The organism is Mesorhizobium sp. L2C084A000, from assembly GCF_000502875.1.
GTDB lineage: Bacteria > Pseudomonadota > Alphaproteobacteria > Rhizobiales > Rhizobiaceae > Mesorhizobium.
Genome location: NZ_AYWX01000015.1, coordinates 38,972 through 63,919, shown reverse-complemented (window position 1 = coordinate 63,919; position 24,948 = coordinate 38,972). Strand labels below are relative to the sequence as shown.

The following is a 24,948-nucleotide window of genomic DNA, read 5'->3' as shown; positions in this document are numbered from 1 at the left end:
AGTTGCAGGAAAAAGCGCTCCAGGCGACGCTGCCAATCTCCCCCCTTGCGGGGGAGATGTCCGGCAGGACAGAGGGGGGTGCGACGGAATGAGGCGCTTGTTGTGAGCGTTAGTTGCGCGTATCAAACCTGCGTCTCCAGAAACTCATCCTCATAGGGAAAGCGCGACAGAAGCTCCGTGCCGGTGTCGGTGATCAGGATCTCGTCCTCCAGCTTGACGCCCTCGCGGCCACCTTTCTCGCCGATGTAGCTTTCCACGCTCACCACCATGCCTGGCACGATATGGCCGTCGCGGCCATAGGTCTCGTAGTCCATGGCATGCGCGATGAACGGCGTTTCGCCATGCATGCCGACGCCGTGCATGACCGAGGTGTAGCGCTGGTCGACAAAACGGTCGGGGATCTTCCACGCCTTCTCGGCGATCTCGCGAAACGCCATGCCGGGTTTGACGACCCCGATGTTGTGCTGAACCTGATCGTGCGCCATGCGGTAGAGCGACTTCTGGTAGGGGGTCGGCTTGCCCGGTCCGCAGCGGAAGGTGCGCGAGAAATCCGAATAATAGCCGTAGCAGCCGATGGTGTCGGTATCGAGCGCCAGCAGTTCGCCGGGGCGGATCTTGCGGCCGCTGGCCTCGTTGAACCAGGGGTTGGTGCGCTGGCCGGAGGTGAGCAGCCGGGTCTCGATGAACTCGCCGCCCTGGCGGATGACCTCGCCATACATGATGGCGAACAGGTCGTTTTCGGAAACGCCGGGCTTGATCGCCTCGCGCACCGCATAGACGGCGGCCTCGGCGCCGGCCATCGACACCTGCAGGCATTTGACTTCCTCGGGCGTCTTCACGGCGCGCACCGCCAGGATCTCGCCCTGGCAATCGCGAACCTCGCAGCCGCGCTTTTCCAGCGCCAGCGCCTGCAGATGGCTGCAGCGGTCGAGGCCGAGCTTCATCGAGCCGCCGCCATGCTGCTTCAGAAGCTCGGCGATCTCGTCGGCGAAGGGACCGGCGGTTTCGTCGTCGCGGCCCGACACCGACGACCAGACGAGCTTGGAAGGACGCGCCTCGTCGATCGTGTCGAGCACCATGGAGACATGATAGCTCTGCGGGTATTCGAACAGCACGATCGGCCCAACGGTCGGGATAAAGAAATAGCGGGTCGAGTTGCGCAGGAAATAGCCGAACATGTTGCGCGAGCCGGTGGCGTAGCGCTGGTTATAGGGGTCGAACAACACGACGCCGCCATAGCCGGCCTCACGCATCCAGCCGCGCAGTTTCGCCAGCCGGCCCTTGCGCAGCGCATCGGCATCGATGAAGGACGGCTCGGTGTCCGACAGCCACATACCGCCGGCCGGATCGGCGGCAGCGGGGTGGCGCATGCGGTCCTTGAAGTCCACGTCCTCGGTGCTGTCGGGGTCGAATACGACGATGCTCATGGGGGTACGGCCTTGGCTGGGTTGCGAGGTCGGAGCATGACGCAGGAGGGGTGGAGGGATTGTGCGGAAAACCGCAGGTGTTGTGCGGGATACCGCTGGAGCCTAATGCCGAACGCTAGAGGGACAGCACCCCCCCTCTGTCCTGCCGGACATCTCCCCCGCAAGGGGGGAGATTGGCAGCTTCGATCCCGCCGCTTTTCTTGCAACATTCGAGATTGGCGAAAGCGGAGGTGCAGTCAATCTCCCCCCTTGCGGGGGAGATGTCCGGCAGGACAGAGGGGGGTGTGACGGAACTCGTCGCGGCGCGATTAGCAAGTCCCCTAATGCCTCCTCGCCAATCTCGGCGGATGCCCGTGCTCCTCGCGAAACGCCCGGGCAAAGCTCGACATCGAGGCGAAGCCGCAGGCGAGCGCCACGTCGCGCACGGCGAGCGTCGAATGCGCCAGCAGGTCGGCGGCGCGTTTCAGCCTCAGGCGCCGGTAATAGCCATTGGGCGAGATGGCGAGTTCGGAGCGGAAGGAGCGTTCGAGCTTGTCGGAGGAGACGCCGAGCTTCGCGGTCAGCTCGACCATGCCGAGCCGCTCTTCCACCGCGTCCTCCATGATGGCGATGGCCGACAGCACCAGTTCGTTCTGGACGCCGGTGCGCAGCCGCAGCGGCATCATCTTGCGGTCGATGCTGGAGCGCAGCTGGCTGTGCACGAACCATTCGGCGACGCCGGCCGCAAGCTCGGCGCCGTAGTCGCGGGTGATGATCTCCAGCATCATGTCGAGGCTGCCGACGCCGCCGGCCGAGGTGAAGCGCTTGCGGTCGATGACATAGAGGTCGCGCCTAAGCTCGATGTTGGGGAAGGCTTCGGTGAAGGCGGCCTGGCTGGTCCAGTGCAAGGTGCAGGCATGGCCGTCGAGCAGGCCAGCGCGGGCGAGGAAGAACGCGGCATCGGCCACCGCGCCGATATGGGCGCCGTTGCGCAGGCTCTTGCGGATCCAGTGTGCTGCGTCCTCGGCGACGAGATGATCGGCATCGCCGCCCGAGCAGACAACGATGCGGTCGACCTTCGGGGCATCCTCGGCGTAAAAGCCCGGCTGGATGACGACGCCGTTCGACGCCTCGACCGCGCCTTTCGTGCCGCCGACGATGATCCAGCGATAGCATTCTCTTTTCGCCAGGACATTGGCGGCACGCAGCGGCTCGATGACCGAGCTGAACGCCATCATCGGAAAGCCGGGGAACACCAGCACCGCGAAGGTGAGAGGGGTGTCGGTGGGTTTGGGTGGGGCGTGTGTAGCCATGGGGCGCTACACTTCGGGCAGATGGGGTTCGGGGTCAACGGGGCTTGGCTGAACGATGCGCGAAGCGCGGTTTGCCGTTGACCGTTGTCGCGGCGAAGAGATCGGTCCGACGTCGGCGGGACAGCACCCCCCTCTGGCCTGCCGGCCATCTCCCCCGCAAGGAGGGAGATTGGCAGCTTCGATGGCGCCGCTCGTCTTGCAACGTTCGAGATTAGCGAAAGCGGAAGTGACATCTGATCTCCCCACTAGAGGGGGAGATGTCCGGCAGGACAGAGGGGGGTGTGAAGGATTGCTGCCTATCCCCCCAGCGCCTGATCCAGATCCGCGATCAGATCGTCGCCATCCTCGATCCCCGCCGACAATCTTACCAGCGAATCCGATATGCCGATCTCGGCCCGCTTCTCGGCCGGAATGGACCCATGCGTCATCAGCGCCGGATGCTCGATCAGGCTTTCCACCCCGCCGAGGCTTTCGGCGAGCGTGAACAGTTGCGTGCGTTCGAGGAACTTTTTGGTGCCGGCAAGGTCACGGTCGAGCACGGCTGTGATCATGCCGCCGAAGGCGTGCATCTGCTGGACGGCGACGGCGTGCTGCGGGTGGCTGGCGAGGCCGGGATAGATGACGCGGCGGACGTCGCGGCGCGCTTCCAGCCATTGCGCGATCTTGAGGCCATTGGCGGAATGACGCTCCATCCTGAGCGCCAGCGTCTTCAGCCCGCGCAGCGCCAGAAAGCTGTCGAACGGACCCGAAATGGCGCCGATGGCGTTCTGCAGGAATTTCAGCTGGGTGGCGAGCTCCTTGTTGTCGCCGACCACGGCGACGCCGCCGACCATATCGGAATGGCCGTTGAGATATTTCGTCGTCGAATGCACCACGATATCGATGCCGAGCTCCAGCGGCCGCTGAATATAGGGACTGCAAAACGTGTTGTCGGCGACCGTGAGCAACCCCTTGTGCTTGGCGAGTGCCGCAACGCCTTCGAGGTCGACGATGCGCAGCAGCGGGTTGGTTGGCGTCTCGACCCACAGCATTTTCGTCTCGGGCCGGATCGCCGCCTCGACGGCAGCGAGGTCGGTGAAGTCGACGAACGAGACCTGCAGGTTGGCCGAGCGTTTGCGCACCCGCTCCATCAGCCGGAACGAGCCGCCATAAATGTCGTCGGTGGCGACGATGTGGGCGCCGGAATCGAGCAGTTCCAGCACGGTGGCGATCGCCGCCAGGCCGGACGCGAAGGCAAAGGCGGCCGAGCCGCTTTCGAGATCAGCCACGGCGCGCTCGAAGGCAAAGCGCGTCGGGTTCTGGCTGCGGGCATATTCAAAGCCCTTGTGCACGCCGGGAGACTGCTGGGCAAAGGTCGAGGTGGCGTAGATCGGCACCATCACCGCGCCGGTCAGCGGGTCGTGGCTCTGGCCGCCATGGATGGTGCGCGTCGAGAAAGCCAGACGGTTCTTGCCGGCTGAAGATGGGCCGGCTGGCGGAGTATTGCTGGTCATCGTGCGCGCCTCAAATGGTTGATCAGGTCTATGCGGGTTATCAGGCCGACGAACTCTTCGCCGTCGAAGATGATGGCGACCTCGTTGCGGTCGAAGACCGGCAGCAGCGCATCCAGCGTCTGGCTGGCCTGCAGCGTGTGCAGATTGGAGGTCATGGCCGTGCGCACCGGGCCGTTGAAGCGCTCCCAGCGGCCGTCATAGGGGCCGTCGACCTTGGCCAGGATGTCGCTTTCGTCGACGATGCCGACGAGCTTGCCATTGTCGAGCACCGGCAGCTGCGAGACATCGGAACGGCGCATGCGGCCATAGGCGTTGAGCAGGCTTTCGTCCGGGCCGACATAGACGGTGTCGCCGGTGCGGTGCGAGCGCATCACCAGATCGCGCAGATCGCCATGCTGCTCGTGCTCGGCAAGGCCTTGCTCGGCCAGCCAGAAATCGTCGAACACTTTCGACAGATACTTGTTGCCGCTGTCGCAGACGAAGGTGACGACGCGTTTCGGCACCGTCTGCTCGCGGCAATAGCGCAGCGCGGCGGACAAAAGCGTGCCTGAGGACGAGCCGGCGAGGATGCCTTCCTTGGACAAGAGGTCGCGGACCGCCAGCATGCTCTGCTTGTCGGGGATGGAATAGGCCTTCTTGACCAGCGACAGGTCGGCATTGGGCGGCACGAAATCCTCGCCGATGCCTTCCACCGTCCAGCTGCCGGCCTCTTCCATCTTGCCGGTCTTGATCAGCGGCGCCAGCACCGAGCCGACCGGATCGGCCAGCACCATTTCGGTCTTCGACGACACCTTGGCGAAGTAACGGCCAAGCCCGGTCAGCGTGCCGCCGGAGCCGACGCCGACGACCACGGCATCGACGTCACCGTCGAGCTGCGAAAAGATCTCCGGGCCGGTGGTGGTTTCATGCGCCAGCGGATTGGCCGGGTTGGCGAACTGGTTGGCATAGAAGGCGCCGGGCGTTTCCGCTGCGATCTTCTCGGCCATGTCCTGGTAATATTCGGCATGGCCCTTGCCGACATCGGACCGCGTCATGCGCACTTCGGCGCCGAGCGCGCGCAGATGCTGGATCTTTTCGCGCGACATCTTGTCGGGCACGACCAACACGATGCGGTAGCCCTTGGGGATGCCGACCTGGGCGAGGCCGAGGCCGGTATTGCCGGCGGTCGCCTCGACAATGGTGCCGCCACGCCTGAGCTTGCCCTGCTTTTCAGCCGCGGCGATCATCGACAGTGCGATGCGGTCCTTGATCGAGCCGCCGGGGTTCTGGCTTTCGAGCTTGATGAACAGCCGGCACTTGCCGGTGTCGAATTTGGTCAGCTCGACCACCGGCGTCTGGCCGATCAGGTCGAGGACGGATTTGTAGGGCGGACGCAGGCGGGACAATTCGTCGGCTGCGGCGATCTCGTGCTCGCTCATATCGATGCTCCATGACCAAGCGACCGCCTCGAGGCAGAGCGGCAGCGTAGCCTCTTTTCCAGCCCTTTGCAGTTGGAAAGAAGATAGATCGTGCCAATCAACCGGCCAGATGTGGAATGAAATTCCGGGTTGTGGCTGTGGTCTCAAACAAAACGCTACCGCAGCACTCCGTCACACCCCCCTCTGGCCTGCCGGCCATCTCCCCCGCAAGGGGGGAGATCGGATGTCGCCGCCGGTTTCGCCAATCTTCAACGCTGAAGAGAACGTGCCAAAAGTGAAGCTGCCAATCTCCCCCTTGCGGGGGAGATGTCCGGCAGGACAGAGGGGGGTGCTGTCCCGCCGGCATCAAAGGTTCTGCTTCACCCCAACAACTGCTTGCTCAGCCTCGCACACTGCACGCGGATATCCGGAATGGCGTCGATCTCGAAGAAGGTGCCGCGCGTCAGCGGGCCGACGGCGAGGATCTTGGCCGAGACGGTTCCGTCGCCGGCGATGATCTCGCATTTGGCCGATACATCGAGGCCGATGCGCAGCGGATCCGGCCGTGCCAGGCCGCGGTCGACCAGCGAGCGCACGACGCTGTTCGACGAGGTCGAGATGTCCCTGACGATACCAGAGCAATCATAGATGCGGGCGACCTCGAAGGTCTCGAGGCGCTGCGTGTGGCGCGACTGGACCTGGACGGTGAATTCGCCGTTGCGCGCGATGTCGACGACGCGGCCGGCGACCAGGCGGATGCGGCCGGACCGCACGGCTTCGGTGACGCGGGCGTAGACCTCGGGCGCCATGCGATGGCGGTGGATGTCCCACCAGGCCTTGGTGTGCTCGACGAAGCGGCGCTTGGCGGAAGCCGGCCAGTTCTGCCAGATCTTCTGGTTGAACGGCCGCAGGCCGTCGACGACGTCGCGCCAGTCGATGCCGGCCTTCTGGTTTTCCTTGATCAGGTCGCGGAACCAGCCGACGAAATAGGAGAGCTGCGTGCCGAGCGGAATGTCGGCGACGTCGAGCTTGATCGGATTGCCCTTGCGATGCGGCGAGGGCAACAGGCCGCGCCGCGACACAGCTATGATGTCGCCGCGATGGCCGCGCTGCTCGAGCGCCAGGAAGGCATCGACCATGCTGAGGCCGGTGCCCAGCACCATGACGCCGGCGTCGGGGGGAAGTGCTGTGTCGGCTTCCGACCCCATCCTGACGGCATGGCCTTGCGCCGGCTCCTCGTCGTGGCCGGTGGCCAGCACGGCGAGATGCGCAACGACGCTGGTGCCGTTGGCCAGCGCCACTTCGACACCGGATGCGGTGGGCGTGATCGAGAGGCTTTCCTCGCGGATCAGCCGAAGCCGCCCGGTCTGCTTTTCGCGCGCCTGCAGCTCGTCGAGCAATTCGCCGAGGTAACGGGCATAGATGCTGCGCGGCGCATAGAAGGGCGCCTGCTCGGCCGTTGCCAGGCCGCGCTCCTGCAGCCAGCGCCAGAAATTGCCGGGATCGTCGGCATAGGCGCTCATGCCGGCGGCGCTGACATTCAAGACATGCGCCGAGAGCAGCGTCGAATAGGCGATGCCCTGGCCGAAATGCGGGCGCCTTTCGATCAGCGTGACGCGCAGGTCGGGATTGGGCGACTTCAGGAGATGCGCGGCCAGCACGACGCCGCTGGCGCCGCCGCCGACAATGATCATGGAGTTGGCACGCCCGGTCATAGGCATGCCTTCGCTCTGCGCAGCGCCAGTGTCAGGCCTGGACCTTCACCGCGACCGGCAGATCGCCGATGTCCCTCGCAACCGGCAGATCGTCGATGCCCTTCGCGACCGATAGGTCGTCGAGGACGATGTCGCGCATTTCCGCGAGGCTGCGCTGATCGAGCACCTCGGCGATCGCCTGCCGGACCTCGAGCATCAGATGTCGGACTTGGCATGTCGCCTCGTTGCAATCTTCACAGCGCTGGTACTGGGTGCGGCTGGCGCAGGGGATCGGCGCCAGCGGACCGTCGAGGACGCGCACGACATGGCCGACCTTGATCTCGTCGGCGGGGCGCGCCAGGCGATAGCCGCCATCCTTGCCCTTGCGGCTCTGGACGAAGCCGGCATTGCGCAACTCGCCCAGGATGGCGTCGAGAAATTTCTTCGGGATGTTGTTGCCGGTGGCGATGTCGTTGACGAAGGCAAGCTGCCCGGCCGGCAATTGCGCGAGATGGACGAGCGCCTTGAGGCCGTACTTGCCCTTTTTCGTGAGCATGAGATCAAAATTTCTCTGTCATGCGACGGCGTGGAACCATCGGTTGCAAAACGCCTGGCGTGCGTTGCCGCCGCGTCCAAGCCCGCATGACACATAAATTCTAGTGACATGATGTACAAGCCGAGAACTGTTGATTTTGCTTCGTTTTCAAGCCCGCTGTGGCCATTTTAGCCCGACCTTGTGCCCTCGAAAGCACAAAAATGCCCTTTGAGAGCAGTGGGATGGCAAAATGGTCCTCCAGGGCCGGATGTGGTCGGCATCGACTGACGCGACGGCGAAAGCCGATCCATGCCGCGAGCGATCATGGTGATGTGGTGGCCGCTCATCGCCGACTCCAACTCTCTCATGTCGATAAGAATACTATACTTATGCTGGAGCACTGTGGAAGGTGTTTTCGAATCCATGGCTTTTTTGGGTATGGATTTGCCTGACAGGGGCAAGACTAGGAATTCTCGTTCGCGATCGAGGTCATGCCATTCCTTCCAGCGTTGGTGCGTGCAGAACCTTGCCGGACGCTGGCAGGACAGCACCCCCCTCTGCCCTGCCGGGCATCTCCCCCGCAAGGGGGGAGATTGGCAGATCCACCGTAGGTTCAACACCTGCAACGATGGCGATTGGCGAAAGCCGGGATGACAGCGATCTCCCTCCTTGCGGGGGAGATGGCCGGCAGGCCAGAGGCGGTGCTGTCCCGCCGACATCGGAAGACTTCGGACAGTAGCCGAGCCCCCAACGTCACGGCTTGGATCAAGCCAGGAGATCGCTTGCAGCCGCCCTATCCGCCTCGCCACCCCACCATCGACAGCTTTTTTCTAACAAGCTCGCCTTGGTTGGAAGGATTTAACTCTACAAGAGTGATAGAATTAGCTGACTATCATGGGGCATTCCAATTCTCTCTTTTCAGGAGCCCTTCATGTCCACGATTTCGCGACGCATTGTTCTTCTCTCGTCCGCCGCACTAGCCGGCGCCGCCTTCCTCGGCCCTGCCCTTGCCGACGACCTCAAGATCACCATCGGCTACCAGACAGTGGTCGAACCCTCGAAAGTGCCGCAGGCCGACGGCGCCTATGAAAAGGCGACGAAGGCCACCATCGACTGGCGCAAATTCGATTCCGGCGCCGATGTCATCGCCGCGGTCGCTTCCGGTTCGGTCGATATCGGCTATGTCGGCTCGAGCCCGCTGGCGGCGGCGGCGAGCCGCGAGCTGCCGATCCAGACCATCTTCATCGTCGGCCTGATCGGCGAATCCGAAGCGCTGGTTGCCCGCAACGGCGCCGGCATCGCTGGGGTCGCCGACCTCGCCGGCAAGAAGGTCGCCGTGCCCTTCGTCTCGACGACGCATTACAGCCTGCTCGCCGCACTGAAGCATGAGGGCGTCGATCCGAAGTCGGTCGAGATCCTCAATCTCAGGCCACCCGAGATCGCGGCGGCCTTTTCCCGCGGCGATATCGACGCGGCCTATGTCTGGGATCCGGCGCTCGGCCAGATCAAGACGACCGGCAAGGTGGTGCTGGATTCCTCGCAGGTCGCCGCCTGGGGCGCGCCGACCTTCGACGCCTGGATCGTGCGCACCGACTTCGCCGAAAAGAACCCTGAGGCAGTGCGCGACTTCGTCAAGGTGACGGGCACCGCCTATGCCGAGTTCCTCGCCAAGTCCGACGCCTGGTCGGTGTCGTCGCCACAGGCGGCCGCGATCGCCAAGATCACCGGCGCCAAGCTGGAAGAGGTGCCGCAGCTGCTCAAGGGCTATGTCTTCCCGACGCTCGAAGAGCAGGCTTCGGACAAGTTCCTCGGCGGCGGCACGGTCAAGGCGGTGGAAGCGACATCCGCCTTCCTCAAGGAGCAAGGCAAGATCGACGCCGTGCTTCCCGATTATTCCAAATACGTGTCGTCGAAATACGTCACCGAGGCGCTTGCCTCGAACTGAACGCCTGACGCCAAACGAACGCGCGCGGATCTTCTTCCCTGACGCCGCGTGCTGCCTGCCCCGGAACCGCTGACGAGGAGCGGTTTCGGGGCAGTCGGATTTGCTTCAAAATCGGCGAGGTATCCATGCCGCATCTCGTGCTCGACCCCCATCTCGTACTGGACAAGGTCTCGATCCACTATGACGGCCAGGCGGAGCCTGCCGTCGAACGGGTGTCGATCGATGTCGCCAAGGGCGATTTCGTCGTGCTGGTGGGCCGTTCCGGCTGCGGCAAGACCTCGCTGCTCAACGTCGCCGCCGGCCTTGTCGCGCCGGCGCGAGGTACGGCTTCCATCGACGGCAAGCCGATCACCGCGCCGGGCTCGGACCGGGCGGTGGTGTTCCAGAACGATGCTTTGTTCCCATGGCTGACGGCGCGCGAAAACGTTGCCTTCGCGCTCAGGCTGCGCGGTGTCAGGCCAGCCGAGCGAGCCCAGCGCGCCGATGAGTTGCTGGCGCTGGTGAAGCTCACCGACGCCGGCGACAAGCGCATCTGGGAGCTTTCCGGCGGCATGCGCCAGCGCGTCGGCCTGGCCCGGGCGCTCGCCGCCGAACCCGAATTCCTGCTGCTCGACGAACCGCTCGGCGCGCTCGATGCGCTGACGCGCGAACGCATGCAGACGACGCTGCTCGATCTGTGGACGGCAAGCGAGGTCGGCGTGCTGATGGTGACGCATGGCATCGAGGAGGCGCTGGTGCTGGCCACCCGCATCGTCGTGCTGGCGCCCGGGCCGGGCCGCGTGGTGCGGACTTTTGAACCCGGCTTCTCCAGGCGCTACGCGTCTGGCGAAGCCATTCGCACGATCAAGGCCGATCCGATTTTTTCCGAAGCCCGCGCGGACTTGACCGATGCGATCTTCGAAGGAGAAGCGGCATGACCGTTACTTCTTACACGGAGCGACCGGGACACAAGATCGACGAGGCCGACGGCCTGTCGGTGCCATGGTCGCGACCCAGCCCCAAGCGTAAAGGCGTTTCGGCCCGCGCGGTCAGCGCTGTCACCATCCTGGTGGTGCTGGCGCTGTGGGCGCTGTCGGCCCGCCTGCAACTGGTGTCGCCAGTGTTTCTGCCATCGCCTGCCGCCGTGTGGAACAAGTTCATCACCGTCGCTCGTGACGGCTTCGTCGATGCGACGCTGCTGCAGCATGCCGTCGCCAGCCTGTGGCGGATATTCGCCGCGCTGGTCGCCGCCATCCTCATCGGCGTGCCGGTTGGGCTCGCCATCGGCATCAGCACGATCGGGCGCGGCATCTTCGATCCGCTGCTGGAATTCCTGCGGCCGATCCCGCCGCTCGCCTACCTGCCGCTGGTCATCATCTGGTTCGGCATCGGCGAGCCGTCGAAGATCCTGGTGATCGCCATTGCCATGCTGGCGCCGGTGGCGCTGTCGACCGCGTCCGGCGTTCGCGGCGTCTCGCAGGAGCGCATCAATGCGGCGCGCTCGCTGGGTGCTACCCAGCGCCAAGTGGTCCGCCACGTCATTCTGCCCAGCGCGCTGCCGTCGATCCTGACCGGACTGCGCATCGCGCTCGGCGCCGGCTGGTCGACGCTGGTCGCCGCCGAACTGGTGGCGGCGACACGCGGGCTTGGCTTCATGATCCAGTCGGCCGCCCAGTTCCTCGTCACCGACGTGGTGGTGATGGGCATATTGGTGATCGCGGCCATCGCCTTCGTGCTCGAATTCACCATCCGCAGGATCGAGCGCGTGCTCGTCCCGTGGGCGGGACGCGAATGATCGAAGCCCAGAGGAGCAGGAGAATGACGATGACCCATTCCACCGCCGTGCTGTTCGCCCAAGCCGGTAACTGGCTTCTCGCCTGGACCAGGGAAAGCCAGCCGCTTGAACAGCAACTGAAATCGCCAACGCCGGTCCGCTGGGACGCCGAGCGCGACCGCCTGCCGCCACGCGACGAGAGTTTTTACTGGGCTTGGCAGTATTGGTCGCAGTGAAGGGGGCGGGGCACGACTTGTGTCACGAAGACGGCTTAACTTAAGCTTCGTCATCCTAGGGCGAAGCAAGGAGCGAAGCGACGCGGCGCAGACCCTAGGATCCATGCCGTGACGGTGGTCGTAGAATGCGGCGGATCAGAAATGTCGCTTTGCACGCCAACTCACGCGGGCTACCCTTCAACCATGACCGGCTATGCCTACATGACCGCGAGTCAGAAGCGCGGTACGATCTACATCGGTGTCACCAACGACCTCGGCCGCCGCGTACCCGAGCACAAGTCCGGCCAAGGCTCAGGCTTTACCAGTCGCTACGGCGTGCAACGCCTTGTCTGGTACGAAGAGTATTTCGACATTACCGACGCCATCCAACGTGAGAAATCACTGAAGCGCTGGCCACGACAATGGAAGATCGAGCTGATCGAGAGGGCCAATCCGGAGTGGTTCGAGCTCTTTCGTGGAACCGGCTGGTCGGCGCTCGGTTCCTTGCACCGCCGGAGCATAGCATCACCGTCACGGCCTGGATCCTAGGGTCTGCGCCGCGTCGCTTCGCTCCTTGCTTCGCCCTAGAATGACGAAAGCTGGGGCTGCCTGCAGAAAACAAATCCGCTCTTCAAGTCCATCTCGCAAAATTATTCCTCTACTAAATTTATAGAACTACCTAGCCTGATCCATCTTCCAACCGGCGAGGCCATTTCCCGGCGCCGATCCGCAGCGAAGGAGAGGGATCAATGTTCAATCTGACCAAGCCTTTCAATCTGACGAGACGTGTTTTCGGCATCGGCCTGCTGGCGGCTACGGTTGTCCTGTCATCCGGCGCCACAGCGCAGGAGCTGAAGCAGCTCAGCATCGGCTATCAGAAGACCGGCCTGCCGGTGATCGCCAGGCAGCAGCAGGTGATCGAAAAGGCACTTGAAGACAAGGGCGTGACGGTCAAATGGGTCGAGTTCACCGCCGGGCCGCCGCTGGTCGAGGCGCTCAATGTCGGCGCCATCGATGTCGGCTGGACCGGCGACGCACCGCCGATCTTCGGCCAGTCGGCCGGCGCCAACATCGTCTATGCGGCGGCACTGCCGTCGAATGGCGACGGCGAGGCGATCTTCGTCAAGCCGGCGTCGCCGATTCAGTCGGTCGCCGATCTCAAGGGCAAGCGCGTCGGTGTCGGCAAGGGCACCAGCGCGCATAATCTGCTTGTCGCCGCACTGGAAAAGGCCGGTATTCCGTTCGACCAGATCACGCCGGTCTATCTCAGCCCGGCGGATGCAGCCGCAGCCTTCGCCAGCGACCAGATCGATGCCTGGAGCGTTTGGGATCCGTTCTTCGCCATCGCCGAAACCCGCTACCAGCCGCGTGTGCTGGCTCGCTCCAGCGAGGTGCTCAAGGTCAACACCTACTTCCTCGCCAACAAGGATTTCGCCAAGGCGCACCCCGAAACCATCACCACGACGATATCGGCCCTTGGCGAGGCGGCGAAATGGGCCGACCAGAACCGCGACGAGGTGGCCGCGGCGCTGCATGAGGTGACCGGTGTGCCGCTCGACGCGCAGATCATCGCCGCCAACCGCACCAAGTTCGGCATCTTTCCGATCACCGACGAGATCATCGCCGGCCAGCAGGCCACCGCCGACCGCTTCTATAAGCTCGGGCTGATCCCGAAAGCGGTCCGCATCTCCGACGCGGTGTGGACAGCACCCGGCAACTAACTTGTCCCCTGACGGCGCCGGGTGAGAACGCCCGGCGCCCTTTGCGTTTGCACCCATATCTCCAGGAGATCCGCCCGTGACTGTGCCAGACATGACCGCGCCTGCCAGCACCGCACCGCTCGATTTCTTCTGGTTCATCCCGACGCATGGCGATGGCTCCTATCTCGGCTCCGAGGAGCAGCAGCGGCCGCCTGAATTCGGTTACTTCAAGGAGATCGCGCAAGCGGTCGACCGGCTCGGCTTTCCCGGCGTGCTGCTGCCCACGGGTCAGAACTGCGAGGATTCCTGGATCACCGCGACAGGTCTCGCGACGCTGACCGAAAAGCTGAAGTTTCTCGTTGCGCTGCGGCCGGGCGTCACGCTGCCGACTTTCGCCGCGCGCCAGACCGCCGCCCTCGATCGCTTGAGCAATGGCCGCCTGCTGCTCAATGTCGTGGTCGGCGGCAACCCGACCGAGCTCGCCGGCGACGGCGTCTTCCTGCCGCATGACGAGCGCTATGCCCAGGCGCATGAGTTCCTGACCATCTGGCGCGGCCTGGTGTCGGGCCAGCGGGTCAATTTCGACGGCAAATATTACCGCGTCGAGAGTGGCCGCCTCGACCTTCTGCCGCACCAGGAGCGGCCGCCGCTCTATTTCGGCGGCTCGTCCGATGCCGGCCAGGAGCTCGCCGCCGATCTCGTCGATNGCGGCCGCCGCTCTATTTCGGCGGGTCGTCGGACGCAGGCCAGGACCTCGCCGCCGACCTCGTCGACATGTATCTGACCTGGGGCGAGCCACCGGCGCAGGTTGCCGAGAAGCTGGCCGCGGCGCGCGCAAAAGCGGCACTGCGCGGCAGAAAACTGCGTTTCGGCATCAGGCTGCATTTCATCGTCCGCGAGACCGAGGACGAAGCCTGGCGCGCCGCCGACCGGCTGATCAGCCATGTCACCGACGCCCAGATCGAAAATGCGCAGGCGCGCTTCCTCAACCAGATGGATTCGGTCGGTCAGCGCCGTATGGCGCAATTGCATGGCGGACGCCGTGACAGGCTGGTCGTCTCGCCCAATCTGTGGGCCGGTGTCGGGCTGGTGCGCGGCGGCGCCGGCACGGCGCTGGTCGGCACGCCCGAACAGATCACCGAGCGCATCCGGGAATACCAGGCGATCGGCATCGATACCATCATCGGCTCGGGTTATCCGCATCTCGAGGAAGCCTATCGCGTCGCCGAGCTTCTGTTCCCGAAACTCGGGCTCGGCACCAGGCGGCAGCGGGCGCATGAGAACATCGCCAACGAATTCTCGGTCGGCTTCCATGGAGCCAACCGCCTGCAGGCTTCGTCATGAGCTTTTCCACACGCCTGCATAACAATGCCATAGGCTGGCTGCTCCCGGCGCTGGTTATTGCCGGCTGGGAGGTTGCCAGCCGCGCGGGCGTCATGCCCGCCAACGTGCTGCCGGCGCCGAGCGCGGTGGCCGAAGCCTTCTGGCGGCTGACGCTGTCAGGCGAACTGATCCGCAACATCGGGGTCTCGACCGCGCGCGCCCTTGCCGGCTTTGCCGTCGGCGGCTCGATCGGCTTTGCGCTTGGCCTTGCCAACGGGCTGTCGACGCTCAGCCGCGGCCTGACCGACACGACGCTGCAGATGATCCGCAACATCCCGCACCTGGCGCTGATCCCGCTGGTCATCCTGTGGTTCGGCATCGACGAGGAAGCCAAACTGTTCCTGGTGGCGCTTGGCGTGTTCTTTCCGATCTACGTCAACACGCTGCTCGGCATCCAGAGCGTCGACCCGCAGCTGGTCGAGATGGGCCGCGTCTACGGCATGGACCGACGCGCCCTGTTCTTCCGCGTCATCCTGCCCGGCGCGCTGCCGGCGATCTTCGTCGGCCTGCGCTATGCCCTGGGCATCATGTGGCTGACGCTGATCGTCGCCGAAACCATCTCGGCCAGCTCCGGCCTCGGCTACATGGCCATGCAGGCGCGCGAATTCCTGCTGATCGACGTCGTCGTGCTGTCGATCCTGATCTACGCGCTGCTCGGCAAGCTCGCCGACAGCCTCGCCCGCCTGCTCGAGCGGCTGTCGCTCGGCTGGCATCCGGCCTTCCAGAACGGATGAGAGATTGCCCATGACCGCCGCCAGCCTGACCGCAGCCCGTTCCTTCGTCGCCACGCCGGTGCGGCCGATCGGCTCCGTCGAAGGGCAGCGGGCCTTTGCCTTCAGGCAAGCCGGCAAGCGCTTCGGCGACAAGACCGTGCTCGACGGCATCGACCTGGACGTGCCGGCCGGGCAGTTCCTTGCCGTCATCGGCAAGAGCGGCTGCGGCAAGAGCACGCTTTTGCGGCTTCTGGCCGGGCTCGACCGGCCGACATCGGGATCGCTGACATTCGGCGTGGCAGAGGAAGGACACAGCCGCACGCGCTTCATGTTCCAGGAGCCACGGCTCCTGCCCTGGGCCAGCGTGGTGAAAAACGTCGAGGTCGGGCTGACCGGGATTGCTTCCGGCGCGGAGGCAAGGCAATGCGCGCTCGACATTCTCGGCGAGGTCGGGCTTGCCGATCGGGCCGACGAATGGCCTTCGGTGCTGTCCGGAGGTCAGAAGCAGCGCGTGGCGCTGGCCCGCGCGCTGGTCGGCCACCCGCAGATCCTGGCTCTCGACGAGCCGCTCGGCGCACTCGACGCCCTGACCCGCATCGAGATGCAGCAGCTTCTGGAACGCATCTGGATCGCGCAGAAGTTCACGGCTGTGCTGGTCACGCATGATGTCGCCGAAGCGGTCGCGCTGGCCGACCGGGTCGTGGTGATCAGCGAAGGCCGGATCGCGCTTGATCTGGATGTGCCCGTGGAACGGCCGCGCCGGCGCGGTTCGGTGGAGTTGGCCCGGCTGGAGGGCAAGATTCTGGATCGGCTGTTCGGGTAGCTTTTTGACGATATACAACATTTGGGGCGTCGGCGGGACAGCGCGCCCCTCTGCCCTACCGGGCATCTCCCCCTCGAGGGGGGAGATTAGCAGCTTCGGCCTCGCTGCCCTCTTTCAATGATGAAGATTAGCGAAAGCAGTGATGACGGCCAATCTCCCCCCTCGAGGGGGAGATGCCCGGTAGGGCAGAGGGGGGCGCCACAGATCGCCGCCCCTCGTTCTACAGCTCACACCCCTACCGGTTCGCCCACACCAATCCCACCAGCCCGACCAGCATGGTGACGACGCCGATATAGAGCCATTGCGACTGGCCGGTCATGAAGCTGCCGCCGACCACGCCGATGCCTTGCAGCGACCACAGCGCGCCGACGGCAAGCACAATCAACGCCAGCAGATTTTTCGTCAGCCTCATTGCAGGATCTCCCTTTTGAAGTCGATTGGCTGCAGCATCGGGGCCGCGATAAAAGAGCCGAAGGAAGTGGCCCGTCCGTGCCGGACTCTACTTGGATATTAATGTTCGATCTTGTCAAACGGATGCCTGGCAGCAGGACAAAGATCATCATTGATTGATCATCGCGCGGCGGAAAATCCCTGACAGACTGTTACTCAGCGACTCCAAACGTGTGCCATTGCCACGGAACCGCCAGATGACTGCCGCATTTCGCGCCTTATTTGGCACCTAACGGCTGGGGTCTGTCAAAAACGGAGCCATCCCCCAAATATGAAGAACCCAAAACAGACCGCGCTTGTCGCGGTAACGATCGCTGCTGGCCTCATGGTCGGCGCTTCTTCGGCGACCGCCGCCGCCCAGTGCGGCCGCGCCTCATGGTACGCCCTGCACTCCAAGACCGCATCGGGCGAGCGCATGAACCCGTCAGCGCTGACCGCCGCGCATCGCACCTTGCCTTTCGGCACCAAGCTCAGGGTGACCAACAAGAACAACGGCCGCAGCGTCGTCGTGCGCATCAACGATCGCGGTCCGTTCATCAAGGGACGCGTGCTCGACCTGTCGAAGGGTGCGGCCGGCCAGCTCGGCTTCATCGGCTCCGGCCATACTTCCGTGTGCATGGCGCGCGTCTAGAGTTTTCTGTGTCCGGCAACATAGGCCGGACACATTGCCTACACATTTCGCAGTCGCACACTGAGCCGGCTGGCACCGTTCGGCCCCGATTTCCACGGTCTTGAACCAAAGAAGCATTGGTCACGCCGCGTGACGTATTGCATCGCAGCAATTAGTTGTTAACTTCCCCGCGAGACATCTAGGGCTCGGCGCGGCTCGTCGTCCCTTCGGTCGCAGGCAGCAGCGGGGTTCTCGATGTTCTACCAGCTCTATGAGATGAACCACGCGGCCCTGCAGCCGGCGCGCCTCTATGCCGACGCGGTGCGGATGTTCTACTCCAATCCACTCAATCCGTTTTCCCACACGCAATGGGGCCGTTCGATCGCGGCGACGGCCGAACTGTTCGAGCGCACCACGCGCCGCTACGGCAAGCCGACCTTCGGCCTGACCAAGACCGTGGTCGACTGGAAGAGCGTCGAGGTCACTGAAAAGACCGTCTGGTCGAAGCCGTTCTGCAATCTCGTCCGCTTCGAGCGCACGGTCCCCGCCGGACGCAAGCCCGATCCGAAGCTTCTGATCGTGGCGCCGATGTCGGGCCACTATGCGACGCTGCTGCGCGGCACGGTCGAAGCCATGCTGCCCTATGCCGACGTGCACATCACCGACTGGGTCGATGCCCGCATGGTGCCGCTTGCCGACGGCCAATTCGATCTCGATGACTACATCGACTACGTCATCGACATGCTGCACACGCTGGGGCCGGACACGCATGTGATGGCGGTGTGCCAGCCTTCCGTGCCGGTGCTGGCCGCCGTGGCGCTGATGGAAACGAAGGGCGACCCCTTCGTGCCCTCGACCATGACCTTGATGGGCGGCCCGATCGACACCCGCAGCAACCCGACCGCGGTCAATCTGCTGGCGCAGGAAAAGGGCATCGACTGGTTCCGCGACAATGTCGTGATGCATGCGCCCTGGCCGGTGCCGGGCTTCGGCCGCGAGGTCTATCCGGGCTTCCTGCAGCTGTCCGGCTTCATGAGCATGAACCTCGACCGCCACATCATCGCCCACAAGGACTTCTTCATGCATCTGGTGAAGCATGATGGCGACAATGCCGAGAAGCACCGTGATTTCTACGACGAGTATCTTGCTGTCATGGACCTGACGGCGGAGTTTTATCTGCAGACCGTCGACACGGTCTTCGTGCGCCAGGCCTTGCCCAAGGGCGAGATGACGCATCGCGGCACCAGGATCGATCCGTCGGCGATCCGCAACGTCGCGCTGTTCACGGTCGAAGGCGAAAACGACGACATATCGGGCCTTGGCCAGACCAAGGCGGCGCATGATCTGTGCCCCAACATCCCGGCAGACAGGCATGCCCACTACATGCAGCCGGCGGTTGGCCATTACGGCGTGTTCAACGGTTCGCGCTTCCGTTCCGAAATCGTGCCGCGCATCGTCGACTTCATCACCAGCTATGGCCGCCAGGAGCGTGTCGCGGTGAAACCGAAGCTGGTCCGCGCCGCCAAGAGATAATGCAAGGCCGCCCAAAATTGCGGGTTTTGGGACGATGACCTGCATAAACCAAGCTTAACGGCGATAAACCGTGAAATTGAACGGTAAAAGCCGGCTGGCTGGCCGATTCTGTTGCACAAGTGCCGCTGTCCAGCCCCTCGGGTAACCATGCCGACAATCCGACCGTCGTCGTAATTGACACGGACTGTAAATCCCCCTTAACCTTTCGTTAATAACAAAGGGTGAGCGGGGACAATGATTTCCTCATCGATGGCGCGACGGCTGCGCGTGTATGTGGCGGCCGGGCTGGCAATGACGGCGGGCTGGGCGGCACCGGCTTTGGCGGGTGGAGCGATGGCGACCGGGGGGCTCACCTCGCAGCCGATCGGCCACTATGATTTCTGCAAGCTGCATCCGGGCGAATGCTCGATCCGCCCGACCAATCTGGCGCCGGCCACGATGAGCGACGGGCTGATGCGCAAGCTTCTCAATGTCACCGCCAGGGTCAACGCCGCCGTCAAGCCGATGAGCGACATGGATATCTACGGCAAGGACGAGGTCTGGGCCTATCCCGACAAGGGCGTCGGCGATTGCGAGGACTATGTGCTGGAAAAGCGGCGCCAGCTTTCGCGCATGAGCATCTCGCTTGCCGATCTTCTGATCACCGTCGTGCGCAAGCCCGACGGCGAGGGTCACGCCGTGCTGACGGTGCGCACCGACGAGGGCGACTATGTGCTCGACAATCTGACCGACAAGGTCAAACCATGGGACGCGACCGGTTACCGCTTCCTCAAGCGGCAGGCGATCGACAACACCGGGCGCTGGGTCTCGATCCGCGGTGGCCAGCAGGTTCTGGTGGGCGCGGTGCAGTAGCTTCTGCACGAACAGGGCGGCATCGGCGATCCTTGGCGCCGCGCGCATCCTCTAATAATCTCGCATCTCTCCGTGAACCATTTCGCTCCGGCCTGCGACACACAGCCGTGAACCGAAACCAACCATGGAGACTTCAGATGACTGCTTTTCTGCGAAATACCCTTCTTGCCGCTCTCGCGGTGTCGAGCATGGCCGGATCCGCCATGGCCGATCAGACCACCACCAGCTGTGCCAAAACCAACCTCAACGACCTCTGGGCCGGCCGCTGTTGCGGTGATGCCGGGGCGTCGGACTGCCTGGGTGGCGGAAACAATGGCCATGGCGGCAATGGCGATCACGGCCGGGGCGGAAATGGCGGCACGGCCGGCAAGAAGTGATCTCACCACTGTGCCCGCTGGCGGTCCGCCGGCGGGCAGTTTCCTTCTGAAGCAGGCGAACTTGCATCACGCTCGGATCGTCGGACTACGGCCGCTGGTTTAACGCCGCGCGGATCGATGCGGTGATGCGGCGGAGCTCGGTTTCGTCGAGTTTCTCGATGTTTTCCGCCAGCAGATTGGCAAGCTCGGTGGCGGCGGGGGAAAGACCCGACGTGTCGAGTTTTACACGCGGATGCGAGGCCTCGGCCAGCCGCGCCAGTTCCTCGGCATCGTCCCAGATGATGTTGAAATAGCCGATGATCTTCTGGATCAGCGTCCAGGTCGGGGCACCGCGCCTGCCATGTTCGAGCGCCGACAGATAGGCGGCGCTGACGCCGATCGCCGCCGCCATGTCCTTCTGGCGGACACCGCGTTCGCTCCTAAGCGTCCGCAGCTTCTCTCCGAACGGGGTCATGTCCCCACCCTCATGATAGAGCTCCTCACAGGCGCGCCCGCCGCAGGCGGATATAGAGCGCACCCGAACCGCCATGATTGCGGGCGGCATGGTCGTGGCTGGAGACCAGCGGCCGGAAGGCGGGCGTCGACAGCCAGGCTGGTACCGCGCGCCGCAACACGCCATCGCCGCCGGAGGACGAGCCCTTGCCGGTGATGACCAGGACATAGCGGACGCCGCCGGCATGCGCCCGGTGCAGGAATGAAAACAGCAGCGAATAGGCCTCGTCCTGGGTCAGGCCGTGCAGATCGACGCGGCCCTCGATCGGTAGCCGGCCCTTCGACAGCTTGTCCAAGGTCGGTTCGTCGAGCGCATGCGCGACATGCTGCGTCTTTGGTTTGGCTGCCCCGGGATTGGCCATGGGCTGAACCGGTTGCGGCTGACTTGGCCTGACCTCGGCAGGGATTTCAGGGATGTCGACGGCAAATTTGCCCTTCAGCGGCTTGGCCGTGCGCGCCACCAGGTTCCACAGAACCCGGTCGTCCTCGCTGAGCTTGTCCGGGCGCCGGGTCATCGGACCGCACCTGCAACGAGCGCGCGCGGGATCAGCGCATAAAAATCCGCGGCATTGCGGACCACGCCGGCGATCTCGCCCGCGGCATCGCCCGAACCGGCGAACAGGTCGCCCCGCGCGGACCCGGTGATGGCCGAGCCGGTGTCCTGCGCGATCATCAGCCGGCGGAACGGTTCTGCGTCGAAAGCAGTCAGCGTCGGTGCGTCGATGTAAAAAGGCGTGCCGAATGTATGCAGCAGGCGGTCGACGGCGATCGAGCGGCCCGGCGTCAGCGGCACCTTGGCGGCGGCGATCGGGCCAAGGGCCGCGTCCTCGACATCGGCCTCGCGGAAGAAGATGTAAGAGCGGTTCTGCCGCAGGATCTCGTCGACGCGGCCCGGATGCGCCTTGAACCAGGCGCGGATCGACTGCATCGTCACCTTCTCCAGCGGGATCTCGCCAAGCTCGCTCAAGATCTTGCCGGATCCGGTGAAGCGCTGGCCGGATTTGGCGGCATAGGTGACGCGGACAAGCCGGCCGTCGGTCATGGCGAGGCGTGCGGCACCTTGCACGTGAATGAAGAAGGCATCGACCTTGTCGGCCAGCCAGGCGATTTCCAGACCCTTGCCGTCGAGCGCGCCACGCTCGATCTCGCCACGGTCGGGATACTCGACCGGCCCGCTCGGCGTCTGGCGCGCGAAAGCGAGGTAGGGATCCAGGCCGGGCGGCCGGTTGCTCTCGTCGATATCGACGAGATCGGCCGGGCGCGACAGCAACGGCACCGAAAACCGATCCGTGCGCACCGGTGACGCCTCGACCTGCGGCTCATAGAAACCAGTGACGAGCCCGGCGCCGGCATGTTCGGCGGGGATAAGCGCCGGGACGAAATGGCGCTCGAAGAAGGCGCGGGCTTCCCCGCGGGTCGGCGACTGATTCGCCGGCGAAACGGTCCGGGCCTTGGCGTAGGCATCGGCAAAGGCGTCGAAGTCGATGCCGAGCGCACCACTGCGATAGGGTTTGGTCAGGACATGGAAGGCCGAGCGGCGAAAGGCGGCGAAAGCCGCCGAATGGTCGTCATCTCCCCAGCCGGGCAGGTCGCCGAAGGCTTTCTCGACAAAAAGAGGCGATAGCGACACCGGAGCCTCGCCGCGTGTTTCCGAACTAGTCTTCTTCCTCGGTGGCGACGAGCTTCCAGTTCGGGTCGCGCGAGCGCGTGTCGCGGGCGAAGGTCCAGACATCCTTGACCTCTGCGACGGTTTCCGGGTCGCCGTCGATGACCGCGCCGGCCTTGTCGCGGGTCGCCGAAATCAGCTCGCTGATGATGCGCAGCGTGACATGCGCCTCGCCGCCCTTCATCTCGGCCGAGACGATGTCGGCCTTGTCGATGCCGACGAAGGAGGACTGGATCTTTTCCGCCTTGGCCTCGCGCTCGCCGATGGCGGCGACAAAACCGTCATAGACCTCGCGCGACAACAGGTTCTTCAGCGTTTTGCGATCGCCGTCGGCATAGGCCATGACGATCATCTCGTAAGCCATCTTGGCGCCGTCGACGAAACCCTTCGGCTCGAAGGACGGATCATTGTCCTTGATCGTGCGCAGGCCCTTGTTGAGGTCGGTATCGGGCTTGGCGAAAGCGTCGATCGCGGCATAGGTGTCGGGAGCCGGCTCGCCTGGCGGGCGCTTGCGCGGCAGCGAGACGACATTTTCTGATTTCTGGGCGGCATCCTTGTCGCCGGTGCGAGCCGCCGAATAGGGATCGAAGGGCGGCCGTTCGCTGCCGGTGCGGCGGCCCAGCACATTGCGCAGCTGGAAAAAGATGACCACCGCCGCAATCAGGAAGAAAATCGTGCCGAAGTCGAAGAATCCCATATCTTCCGCCAATCAATCCCTGCCCTGTGGCCGGACCGTCAGGCCCAATGGCCACGGTCGCATAGCGTTCAACATTCAAAGCATATAGAACGCAAGGCGCAATCATTCAAATCAAAGGCAGGCATACCTATCTAACAGCCTCAGTGCCAGCGGCGATTGCCAACTGGCGGCCAAAACAATCGAAACGTCATAACAATCGAAAAAAGGTTGGCAAGACTTGCGCATTTCGCTGCTTCCCTTCTTTCTCCTCGCGCTTCCGCTGCTGGAAATCGCCGGTTTCGTCATCGTCGGCCGTGAGGTCGGCGCGCTGGCGACGGTCGGCCTCGTGCTGGCCTCGAGCATCGCCGGCGTGCTTTTGCTCCGGTACCAGGGCTTTGGTGTCATGGCCCGCATCCGCACCGAGATGGCCGCCGGCCAGAACCCAAGCCGCCACCTTGCGCACGGCGCCATGATCGTGGTTGCGGCGATCCTCCTGATCATCCCCGGCTTCATATCAGACATCATCGGCCTGCTTCTGTTCCTGCCGCCGTTGCGCGACTTTGCCTGGAACCGGTTCAAGGGCCGTATTGTCGTCGCCACCGATTTCTCGACCGGCGGTTTTCGCAGCCGCCAGCGCGACAGGGTCATCGACCTCGAAGACGGCGACTATTCGCGCGAGGACGATCTGAAGCGCGGCCCGGATCACAACTCGCCGTGGCGCCGCCTGAAGGACGATTAGGGCGCCGTCCCATCTATATCCGCAGCCGAGAAGCAAGGCGGCAAACCTTGTCTTGTCATCCCCGCCATGGTAGCGAACGCCCGATTTCAATTCGGTCAGCGACGCTGCCCAGGCAAGAGGACAAGGCTTATGGCCAGCAAGGATGACGCGCCGGTCGGCGCAGCCAACGGAAACGGCAATGCGGCGCAGCCGTCGCTCAACGTTCTGGCGCAATATGTGAAGGACCTGTCGTTCGAAAGCCCCGGCGCGCCGAATTCGCTGCGCGGCCGCGACAAGGCGCCGGGCATCGCCATCAACGTCAACGTCAACGCCAACCCGCTCTCCGACAAGCAGTTCGACGTCAATCTGACGCTGAACGCCAAGGCGTCCTTCGACCAGGAAGTGCTGTTCAATGTCGAGCTGGTCTATGGCGGCGTGTTCGCCATCGCAGGCTTTCCGCAGGAGCACATGCTGCCGATCCTGTTCATCGAATGCCCGCGCCTTTTGTTCCCGTTCGCCCGGCAGATCATCGCCGAGGCAACCCGCAATGGCGGCTTCCCGCCGCTGATGCTCGACCCGATCGACTTCGCCCAGATGTTCCAGCAGAAGCTGGCCGAGGACGAGGCGTCCAAGGTCAAGGTGAGCTGAGGCCTGCTGTCATCGTTGTTGTTTCTGAGAACCCGGCCTTGTGCCGGGTTTTCTGTTTGGAACGCTGGCGGGGCAGCGCCCCTTCGAGGTTGGCTGAAGGCCCCTCGCGTCTTCGTCATCCTAGGGCGGAGCAAGGAGCGTAGCGACGCAGCGCAGACCCTAGGATCCATGCCGTGACATTCGCCTTAGAATGCAACGGATCAGAATGGCGCTTGTCCCCGCGCCTGTGCTCGCTACGCTAAAACCATGACCGGTTATGTCTACATGACTGCGAGCCAGAAAGGTGGCACCCTCTATATCGGTGTCACCAACGACCTCGGTCGCCGCATGCCGGAGCACAAGTCGGGCCAAGGCTCTAATTTCACCAGCCGCTACGGTGTTCAGCGGTTGGTCTGGTACGAGGAGTTTTTCGACATCACCGATGCGATCCAACGTGAGAAGTCCCTGAAGCGCTGGCCGCGCCAATGGAAGATCGAATTGATCGAAAAGGCCAATCCAGAGTGGTTCGAGCTGTTTCGCGGGACGGGGTGGTAACGCTCGGTTTCTTGCACCGCCG

General features: G+C 64.0%; 25 protein-coding genes and 2 pseudogenes. 16 read left to right on the top strand and 11 right to left on the bottom strand.

What is annotated here, in order from left to right:
- Nucleotides 1-122 precede the first annotated feature (122 nt).
- The 6 genes from X735_RS140505 to X735_RS140530 form a co-directional block, all read right to left on the bottom strand.
- On the bottom strand, nt 123-1,427 hold the full coding sequence (locus X735_RS140505) for a Xaa-Pro peptidase family protein (protein WP_023813445.1): 1,305 nt from the start codon (nt 1,425-1,427) through the stop codon (nt 123-125).
- 320 nt (nt 1,428-1,747) lie between these two features.
- Nucleotides 1,748-2,719, bottom strand: coding sequence for a GlxA family transcriptional regulator (locus X735_RS140510; RefSeq protein ID WP_031213664.1), 972 nt, complete (start codon nt 2,717-2,719; stop codon nt 1,748-1,750).
- A gap of 296 nt (nt 2,720-3,015) precedes the next feature.
- Nucleotides 3,016-4,212, bottom strand: a complete 1,197-nt coding sequence (locus X735_RS140515; protein ID WP_023813443.1) for a PLP-dependent aspartate aminotransferase family protein — start codon at nt 4,210-4,212, stop codon at nt 3,016-3,018.
- Complete coding sequence (locus X735_RS140520) at nt 4,209-5,630, bottom strand: pyridoxal-phosphate dependent enzyme (protein WP_023813442.1); 1,422 nt, start codon at nt 5,628-5,630, stop codon at nt 4,209-4,211. The genes X735_RS140515 and X735_RS140520 overlap by 4 nt, the downstream gene beginning before the upstream one ends.
- Nucleotides 5,631-5,989: 359 nt before the next feature.
- Nucleotides 5,990-7,324 carry an FAD/NAD(P)-binding protein gene (locus tag X735_RS140525; RefSeq protein WP_023813441.1) on the bottom strand — a complete coding sequence of 445 codons (1,335 nt, stop codon included), beginning with the start codon at nt 7,322-7,324 and terminating at the stop codon, nt 5,990-5,992.
- A gap of 31 nt (nt 7,325-7,355) precedes the next feature.
- Complete coding sequence (locus X735_RS140530) at nt 7,356-7,859, bottom strand: Rrf2 family transcriptional regulator (RefSeq protein WP_023813440.1); 504 nt, start codon at nt 7,857-7,859, stop codon at nt 7,356-7,358.
- A gap of 910 nt (nt 7,860-8,769) precedes the next feature.
- Between X735_RS140530 and tauA the strand changes: the two genes are divergently transcribed.
- The 9 genes and pseudogenes from tauA (at nt 8,770) to X735_RS140570 (ending at nt 16,370) form a co-directional block, all read left to right on the top strand.
- A complete protein-coding gene (tauA, locus tag X735_RS140535; RefSeq protein ID WP_023813439.1) occupies nt 8,770-9,783 on the top strand; it encodes a taurine ABC transporter substrate-binding protein in 1,014 nt (337 codons plus the stop codon).
- 125 nt (nt 9,784-9,908) lie between these two features.
- Complete coding sequence (locus X735_RS140540) at nt 9,909-10,700, top strand: taurine ABC transporter ATP-binding protein (RefSeq protein WP_023813438.1); 792 nt, start codon at nt 9,909-9,911, stop codon at nt 10,698-10,700.
- Complete coding sequence (locus tag X735_RS140545; protein WP_023813437.1) at nt 10,697-11,557, top strand: ABC transporter permease subunit; 861 nt, start codon at nt 10,697-10,699, stop codon at nt 11,555-11,557. Before X735_RS140540 ends, X735_RS140545 begins: the two co-directional genes overlap by 4 nt.
- A 29-nt stretch (nt 11,558-11,586) precedes the next feature.
- Nucleotides 11,587-11,772, top strand: coding sequence for a hypothetical protein (locus tag X735_RS140550; protein ID WP_031213663.1), 186 nt, complete (start codon nt 11,587-11,589; stop codon nt 11,770-11,772).
- Nucleotides 11,773-11,955: 183 nt separating this feature from the next.
- Nucleotides 11,956-12,240 (top strand): annotated as a pseudogene (locus tag X735_RS140555) (GIY-YIG nuclease family protein); the annotation flags it as partial.
- 260 nt (nt 12,241-12,500) lie between these two features.
- The gene (locus X735_RS140560) at nt 12,501-13,472 is read left to right on the top strand and encodes a sulfonate ABC transporter substrate-binding protein (RefSeq protein WP_023813434.1); all 972 of its coding nucleotides are present in this window, start codon (nt 12,501-12,503) and stop codon (nt 13,470-13,472) included.
- A 91-nt stretch (nt 13,473-13,563) separates the two neighbouring features.
- Nucleotides 13,564-14,795 (top strand): annotated as a pseudogene (locus X735_RS01000000166335) (LLM class flavin-dependent oxidoreductase).
- Nucleotides 14,792-15,568 carry an ABC transporter permease subunit gene (locus X735_RS140565; protein ID WP_023813431.1) on the top strand — a complete coding sequence of 259 codons (777 nt, stop codon included), beginning with the start codon at nt 14,792-14,794 and terminating at the stop codon, nt 15,566-15,568. The pseudogene X735_RS01000000166335 and the gene X735_RS140565 overlap by 4 nt, the downstream one beginning before the upstream one ends.
- Nucleotides 15,569-15,578: 10 nt before the next feature.
- Nucleotides 15,579-16,370 (top strand): ATP-binding cassette domain-containing protein, encoded by a 792-nt coding sequence (locus X735_RS140570; protein ID WP_023813430.1) that lies wholly within the window; start codon nt 15,579-15,581, stop codon nt 16,368-16,370.
- 235 nt (nt 16,371-16,605) lie between these two features.
- Here X735_RS140570 and X735_RS1000000169395 read toward each other — a convergent pair whose 3' ends face one another.
- A complete protein-coding gene (locus X735_RS1000000169395; RefSeq protein WP_023813429.1) occupies nt 16,606-16,782 on the bottom strand; it encodes a hypothetical protein in 177 nt (58 codons plus the stop codon).
- Between the two features lie 309 nt (nt 16,783-17,091).
- Between X735_RS1000000169395 and X735_RS140575 the strand changes: the two genes are divergently transcribed.
- The 4 genes from X735_RS140575 (at nt 17,092) to X735_RS140590 (ending at nt 20,192) form a co-directional block, all read left to right on the top strand.
- Nucleotides 17,092-17,451 (top strand): septal ring lytic transglycosylase RlpA family protein, encoded by a 360-nt coding sequence (locus X735_RS140575; RefSeq protein WP_023813428.1) that lies wholly within the window; start codon nt 17,092-17,094, stop codon nt 17,449-17,451.
- A gap of 234 nt (nt 17,452-17,685) precedes the next feature.
- On the top strand, nt 17,686-18,963 hold the full coding sequence (locus X735_RS140580; protein WP_023813427.1) for a polyhydroxyalkanoate depolymerase: 1,278 nt from the start codon (nt 17,686-17,688) through the stop codon (nt 18,961-18,963).
- 234 nt (nt 18,964-19,197) lie between these two features.
- Complete coding sequence (locus X735_RS140585; protein ID WP_031213661.1) at nt 19,198-19,815, top strand: transglutaminase-like cysteine peptidase; 618 nt, start codon at nt 19,198-19,200, stop codon at nt 19,813-19,815.
- A gap of 137 nt (nt 19,816-19,952) precedes the next feature.
- Nucleotides 19,953-20,192 (top strand): hypothetical protein, encoded by a 240-nt coding sequence (locus X735_RS140590; RefSeq protein ID WP_023813425.1) that lies wholly within the window; start codon nt 19,953-19,955, stop codon nt 20,190-20,192.
- Between the two features lie 85 nt (nt 20,193-20,277).
- Here the strand turns inward: X735_RS140590 and X735_RS140595 are convergent, their stop codons facing one another.
- The 4 genes from X735_RS140595 to X735_RS140610 are packed head-to-tail and all read right to left on the bottom strand — an operon-like array spanning nt 20,278 to nt 23,047.
- A complete protein-coding gene (locus tag X735_RS140595) occupies nt 20,278-20,646 on the bottom strand; it encodes a helix-turn-helix transcriptional regulator (protein ID WP_013528719.1) in 369 nt (122 codons plus the stop codon).
- 25 nt (nt 20,647-20,671) lie between these two features.
- Complete coding sequence (locus X735_RS140600; protein ID WP_023813424.1) at nt 20,672-21,199, bottom strand: Smr/MutS family protein; 528 nt, start codon at nt 21,197-21,199, stop codon at nt 20,672-20,674.
- On the bottom strand, nt 21,196-22,314 hold the full coding sequence (locus tag X735_RS140605) for a murein transglycosylase A (protein WP_023813423.1): 1,119 nt from the start codon (nt 22,312-22,314) through the stop codon (nt 21,196-21,198). The genes X735_RS140600 and X735_RS140605 overlap by 4 nt, the downstream gene beginning before the upstream one ends.
- Before the next feature lie 25 nt (nt 22,315-22,339).
- Nucleotides 22,340-23,047 carry a Tim44/TimA family putative adaptor protein gene (locus X735_RS140610; protein WP_023813422.1) on the bottom strand — a complete coding sequence of 236 codons (708 nt, stop codon included), beginning with the start codon at nt 23,045-23,047 and terminating at the stop codon, nt 22,340-22,342.
- A gap of 217 nt (nt 23,048-23,264) precedes the next feature.
- Between X735_RS140610 and X735_RS140615 the strand changes: the two genes are divergently transcribed.
- From X735_RS140615 to X735_RS140625, 3 genes are all read left to right on the top strand, one after another.
- Entirely contained in the window at nt 23,265-23,765 is a 501-nt protein-coding gene (locus tag X735_RS140615) for an FxsA family protein (protein ID WP_023813421.1), read from the top strand.
- A 129-nt stretch (nt 23,766-23,894) separates the two neighbouring features.
- Complete coding sequence (gene secB, locus X735_RS140620; protein WP_023813420.1) at nt 23,895-24,392, top strand: protein-export chaperone SecB; 498 nt, start codon at nt 23,895-23,897, stop codon at nt 24,390-24,392.
- 246 nt (nt 24,393-24,638) lie between these two features.
- On the top strand, nt 24,639-24,926 hold the full coding sequence (locus X735_RS140625; RefSeq protein WP_023813419.1) for a GIY-YIG nuclease family protein: 288 nt from the start codon (nt 24,639-24,641) through the stop codon (nt 24,924-24,926).
- Nucleotides 24,927-24,948 lie beyond the last annotated feature (22 nt).

Coding starts and splice junctions, on each gene's coding strand:
- X735_RS140565 (WP_023813431.1), top strand. CDS start 14,792: ATGAGCTTTTCCACACGCCTGCATAACAATGCCATAGGCTGGCTGCTC.
- X735_RS140540 (WP_023813438.1), top strand. CDS start 9,909: ATGCCGCATCTCGTGCTCGACCCCCATCTCGTACTGGACAAGGTCTCG.
- X735_RS140530 (WP_023813440.1), bottom strand. CDS start 7,859: ATGCTCACGAAAAAGGGCAAGTACGGCCTCAAGGCGCTCGTCCATCTC.
- X735_RS140600 (WP_023813424.1), bottom strand. CDS start 21,199: ATGACCCGGCGCCCGGACAAGCTCAGCGAGGACGACCGGGTTCTGTGG.
- X735_RS140625 (WP_023813419.1), top strand. CDS start 24,639: ATGACCGGTTATGTCTACATGACTGCGAGCCAGAAAGGTGGCACCCTC.
- X735_RS140585 (WP_031213661.1), top strand. CDS start 19,198: ATGATTTCCTCATCGATGGCGCGACGGCTGCGCGTGTATGTGGCGGCC.
- X735_RS140595 (WP_013528719.1), bottom strand. CDS start 20,646: ATGACCCCGTTCGGAGAGAAGCTGCGGACGCTTAGGAGCGAACGCGGT.
- X735_RS140610 (WP_023813422.1), bottom strand. CDS start 23,047: ATGGGATTCTTCGACTTCGGCACGATTTTCTTCCTGATTGCGGCGGTG.
- secB (WP_023813420.1), top strand. CDS start 23,895: ATGGCCAGCAAGGATGACGCGCCGGTCGGCGCAGCCAACGGAAACGGC.
- X735_RS140575 (WP_023813428.1), top strand. CDS start 17,092: ATGAAGAACCCAAAACAGACCGCGCTTGTCGCGGTAACGATCGCTGCT.
- X735_RS140515 (WP_023813443.1), bottom strand. CDS start 4,212: ATGACCAGCAATACTCCGCCAGCCGGCCCATCTTCAGCCGGCAAGAAC.
- X735_RS1000000169395 (WP_023813429.1), bottom strand. CDS start 16,782: ATGAGGCTGACGAAAAATCTGCTGGCGTTGATTGTGCTTGCCGTCGGC.
- X735_RS140525 (WP_023813441.1), bottom strand. CDS start 7,324: ATGACCGGGCGTGCCAACTCCATGATCATTGTCGGCGGCGGCGCCAGC.
- X735_RS140590 (WP_023813425.1), top strand. CDS start 19,953: ATGACTGCTTTTCTGCGAAATACCCTTCTTGCCGCTCTCGCGGTGTCG.
- X735_RS140520 (WP_023813442.1), bottom strand. CDS start 5,630: ATGAGCGAGCACGAGATCGCCGCAGCCGACGAATTGTCCCGCCTGCGT.
- X735_RS140510 (WP_031213664.1), bottom strand. CDS start 2,719: ATGGCTACACACGCCCCACCCAAACCCACCGACACCCCTCTCACCTTC.
- X735_RS140545 (WP_023813437.1), top strand. CDS start 10,697: ATGACCGTTACTTCTTACACGGAGCGACCGGGACACAAGATCGACGAG.
- X735_RS140550 (WP_031213663.1), top strand. CDS start 11,587: ATGACCCATTCCACCGCCGTGCTGTTCGCCCAAGCCGGTAACTGGCTT.
- X735_RS140570 (WP_023813430.1), top strand. CDS start 15,579: ATGACCGCCGCCAGCCTGACCGCAGCCCGTTCCTTCGTCGCCACGCCG.
- tauA (WP_023813439.1), top strand. CDS start 8,770: ATGTCCACGATTTCGCGACGCATTGTTCTTCTCTCGTCCGCCGCACTA.
- X735_RS140560 (WP_023813434.1), top strand. CDS start 12,501: ATGTTCAATCTGACCAAGCCTTTCAATCTGACGAGACGTGTTTTCGGC.
- X735_RS140580 (WP_023813427.1), top strand. CDS start 17,686: ATGTTCTACCAGCTCTATGAGATGAACCACGCGGCCCTGCAGCCGGCG.
- X735_RS140505 (WP_023813445.1), bottom strand. CDS start 1,427: ATGAGCATCGTCGTATTCGACCCCGACAGCACCGAGGACGTGGACTTC.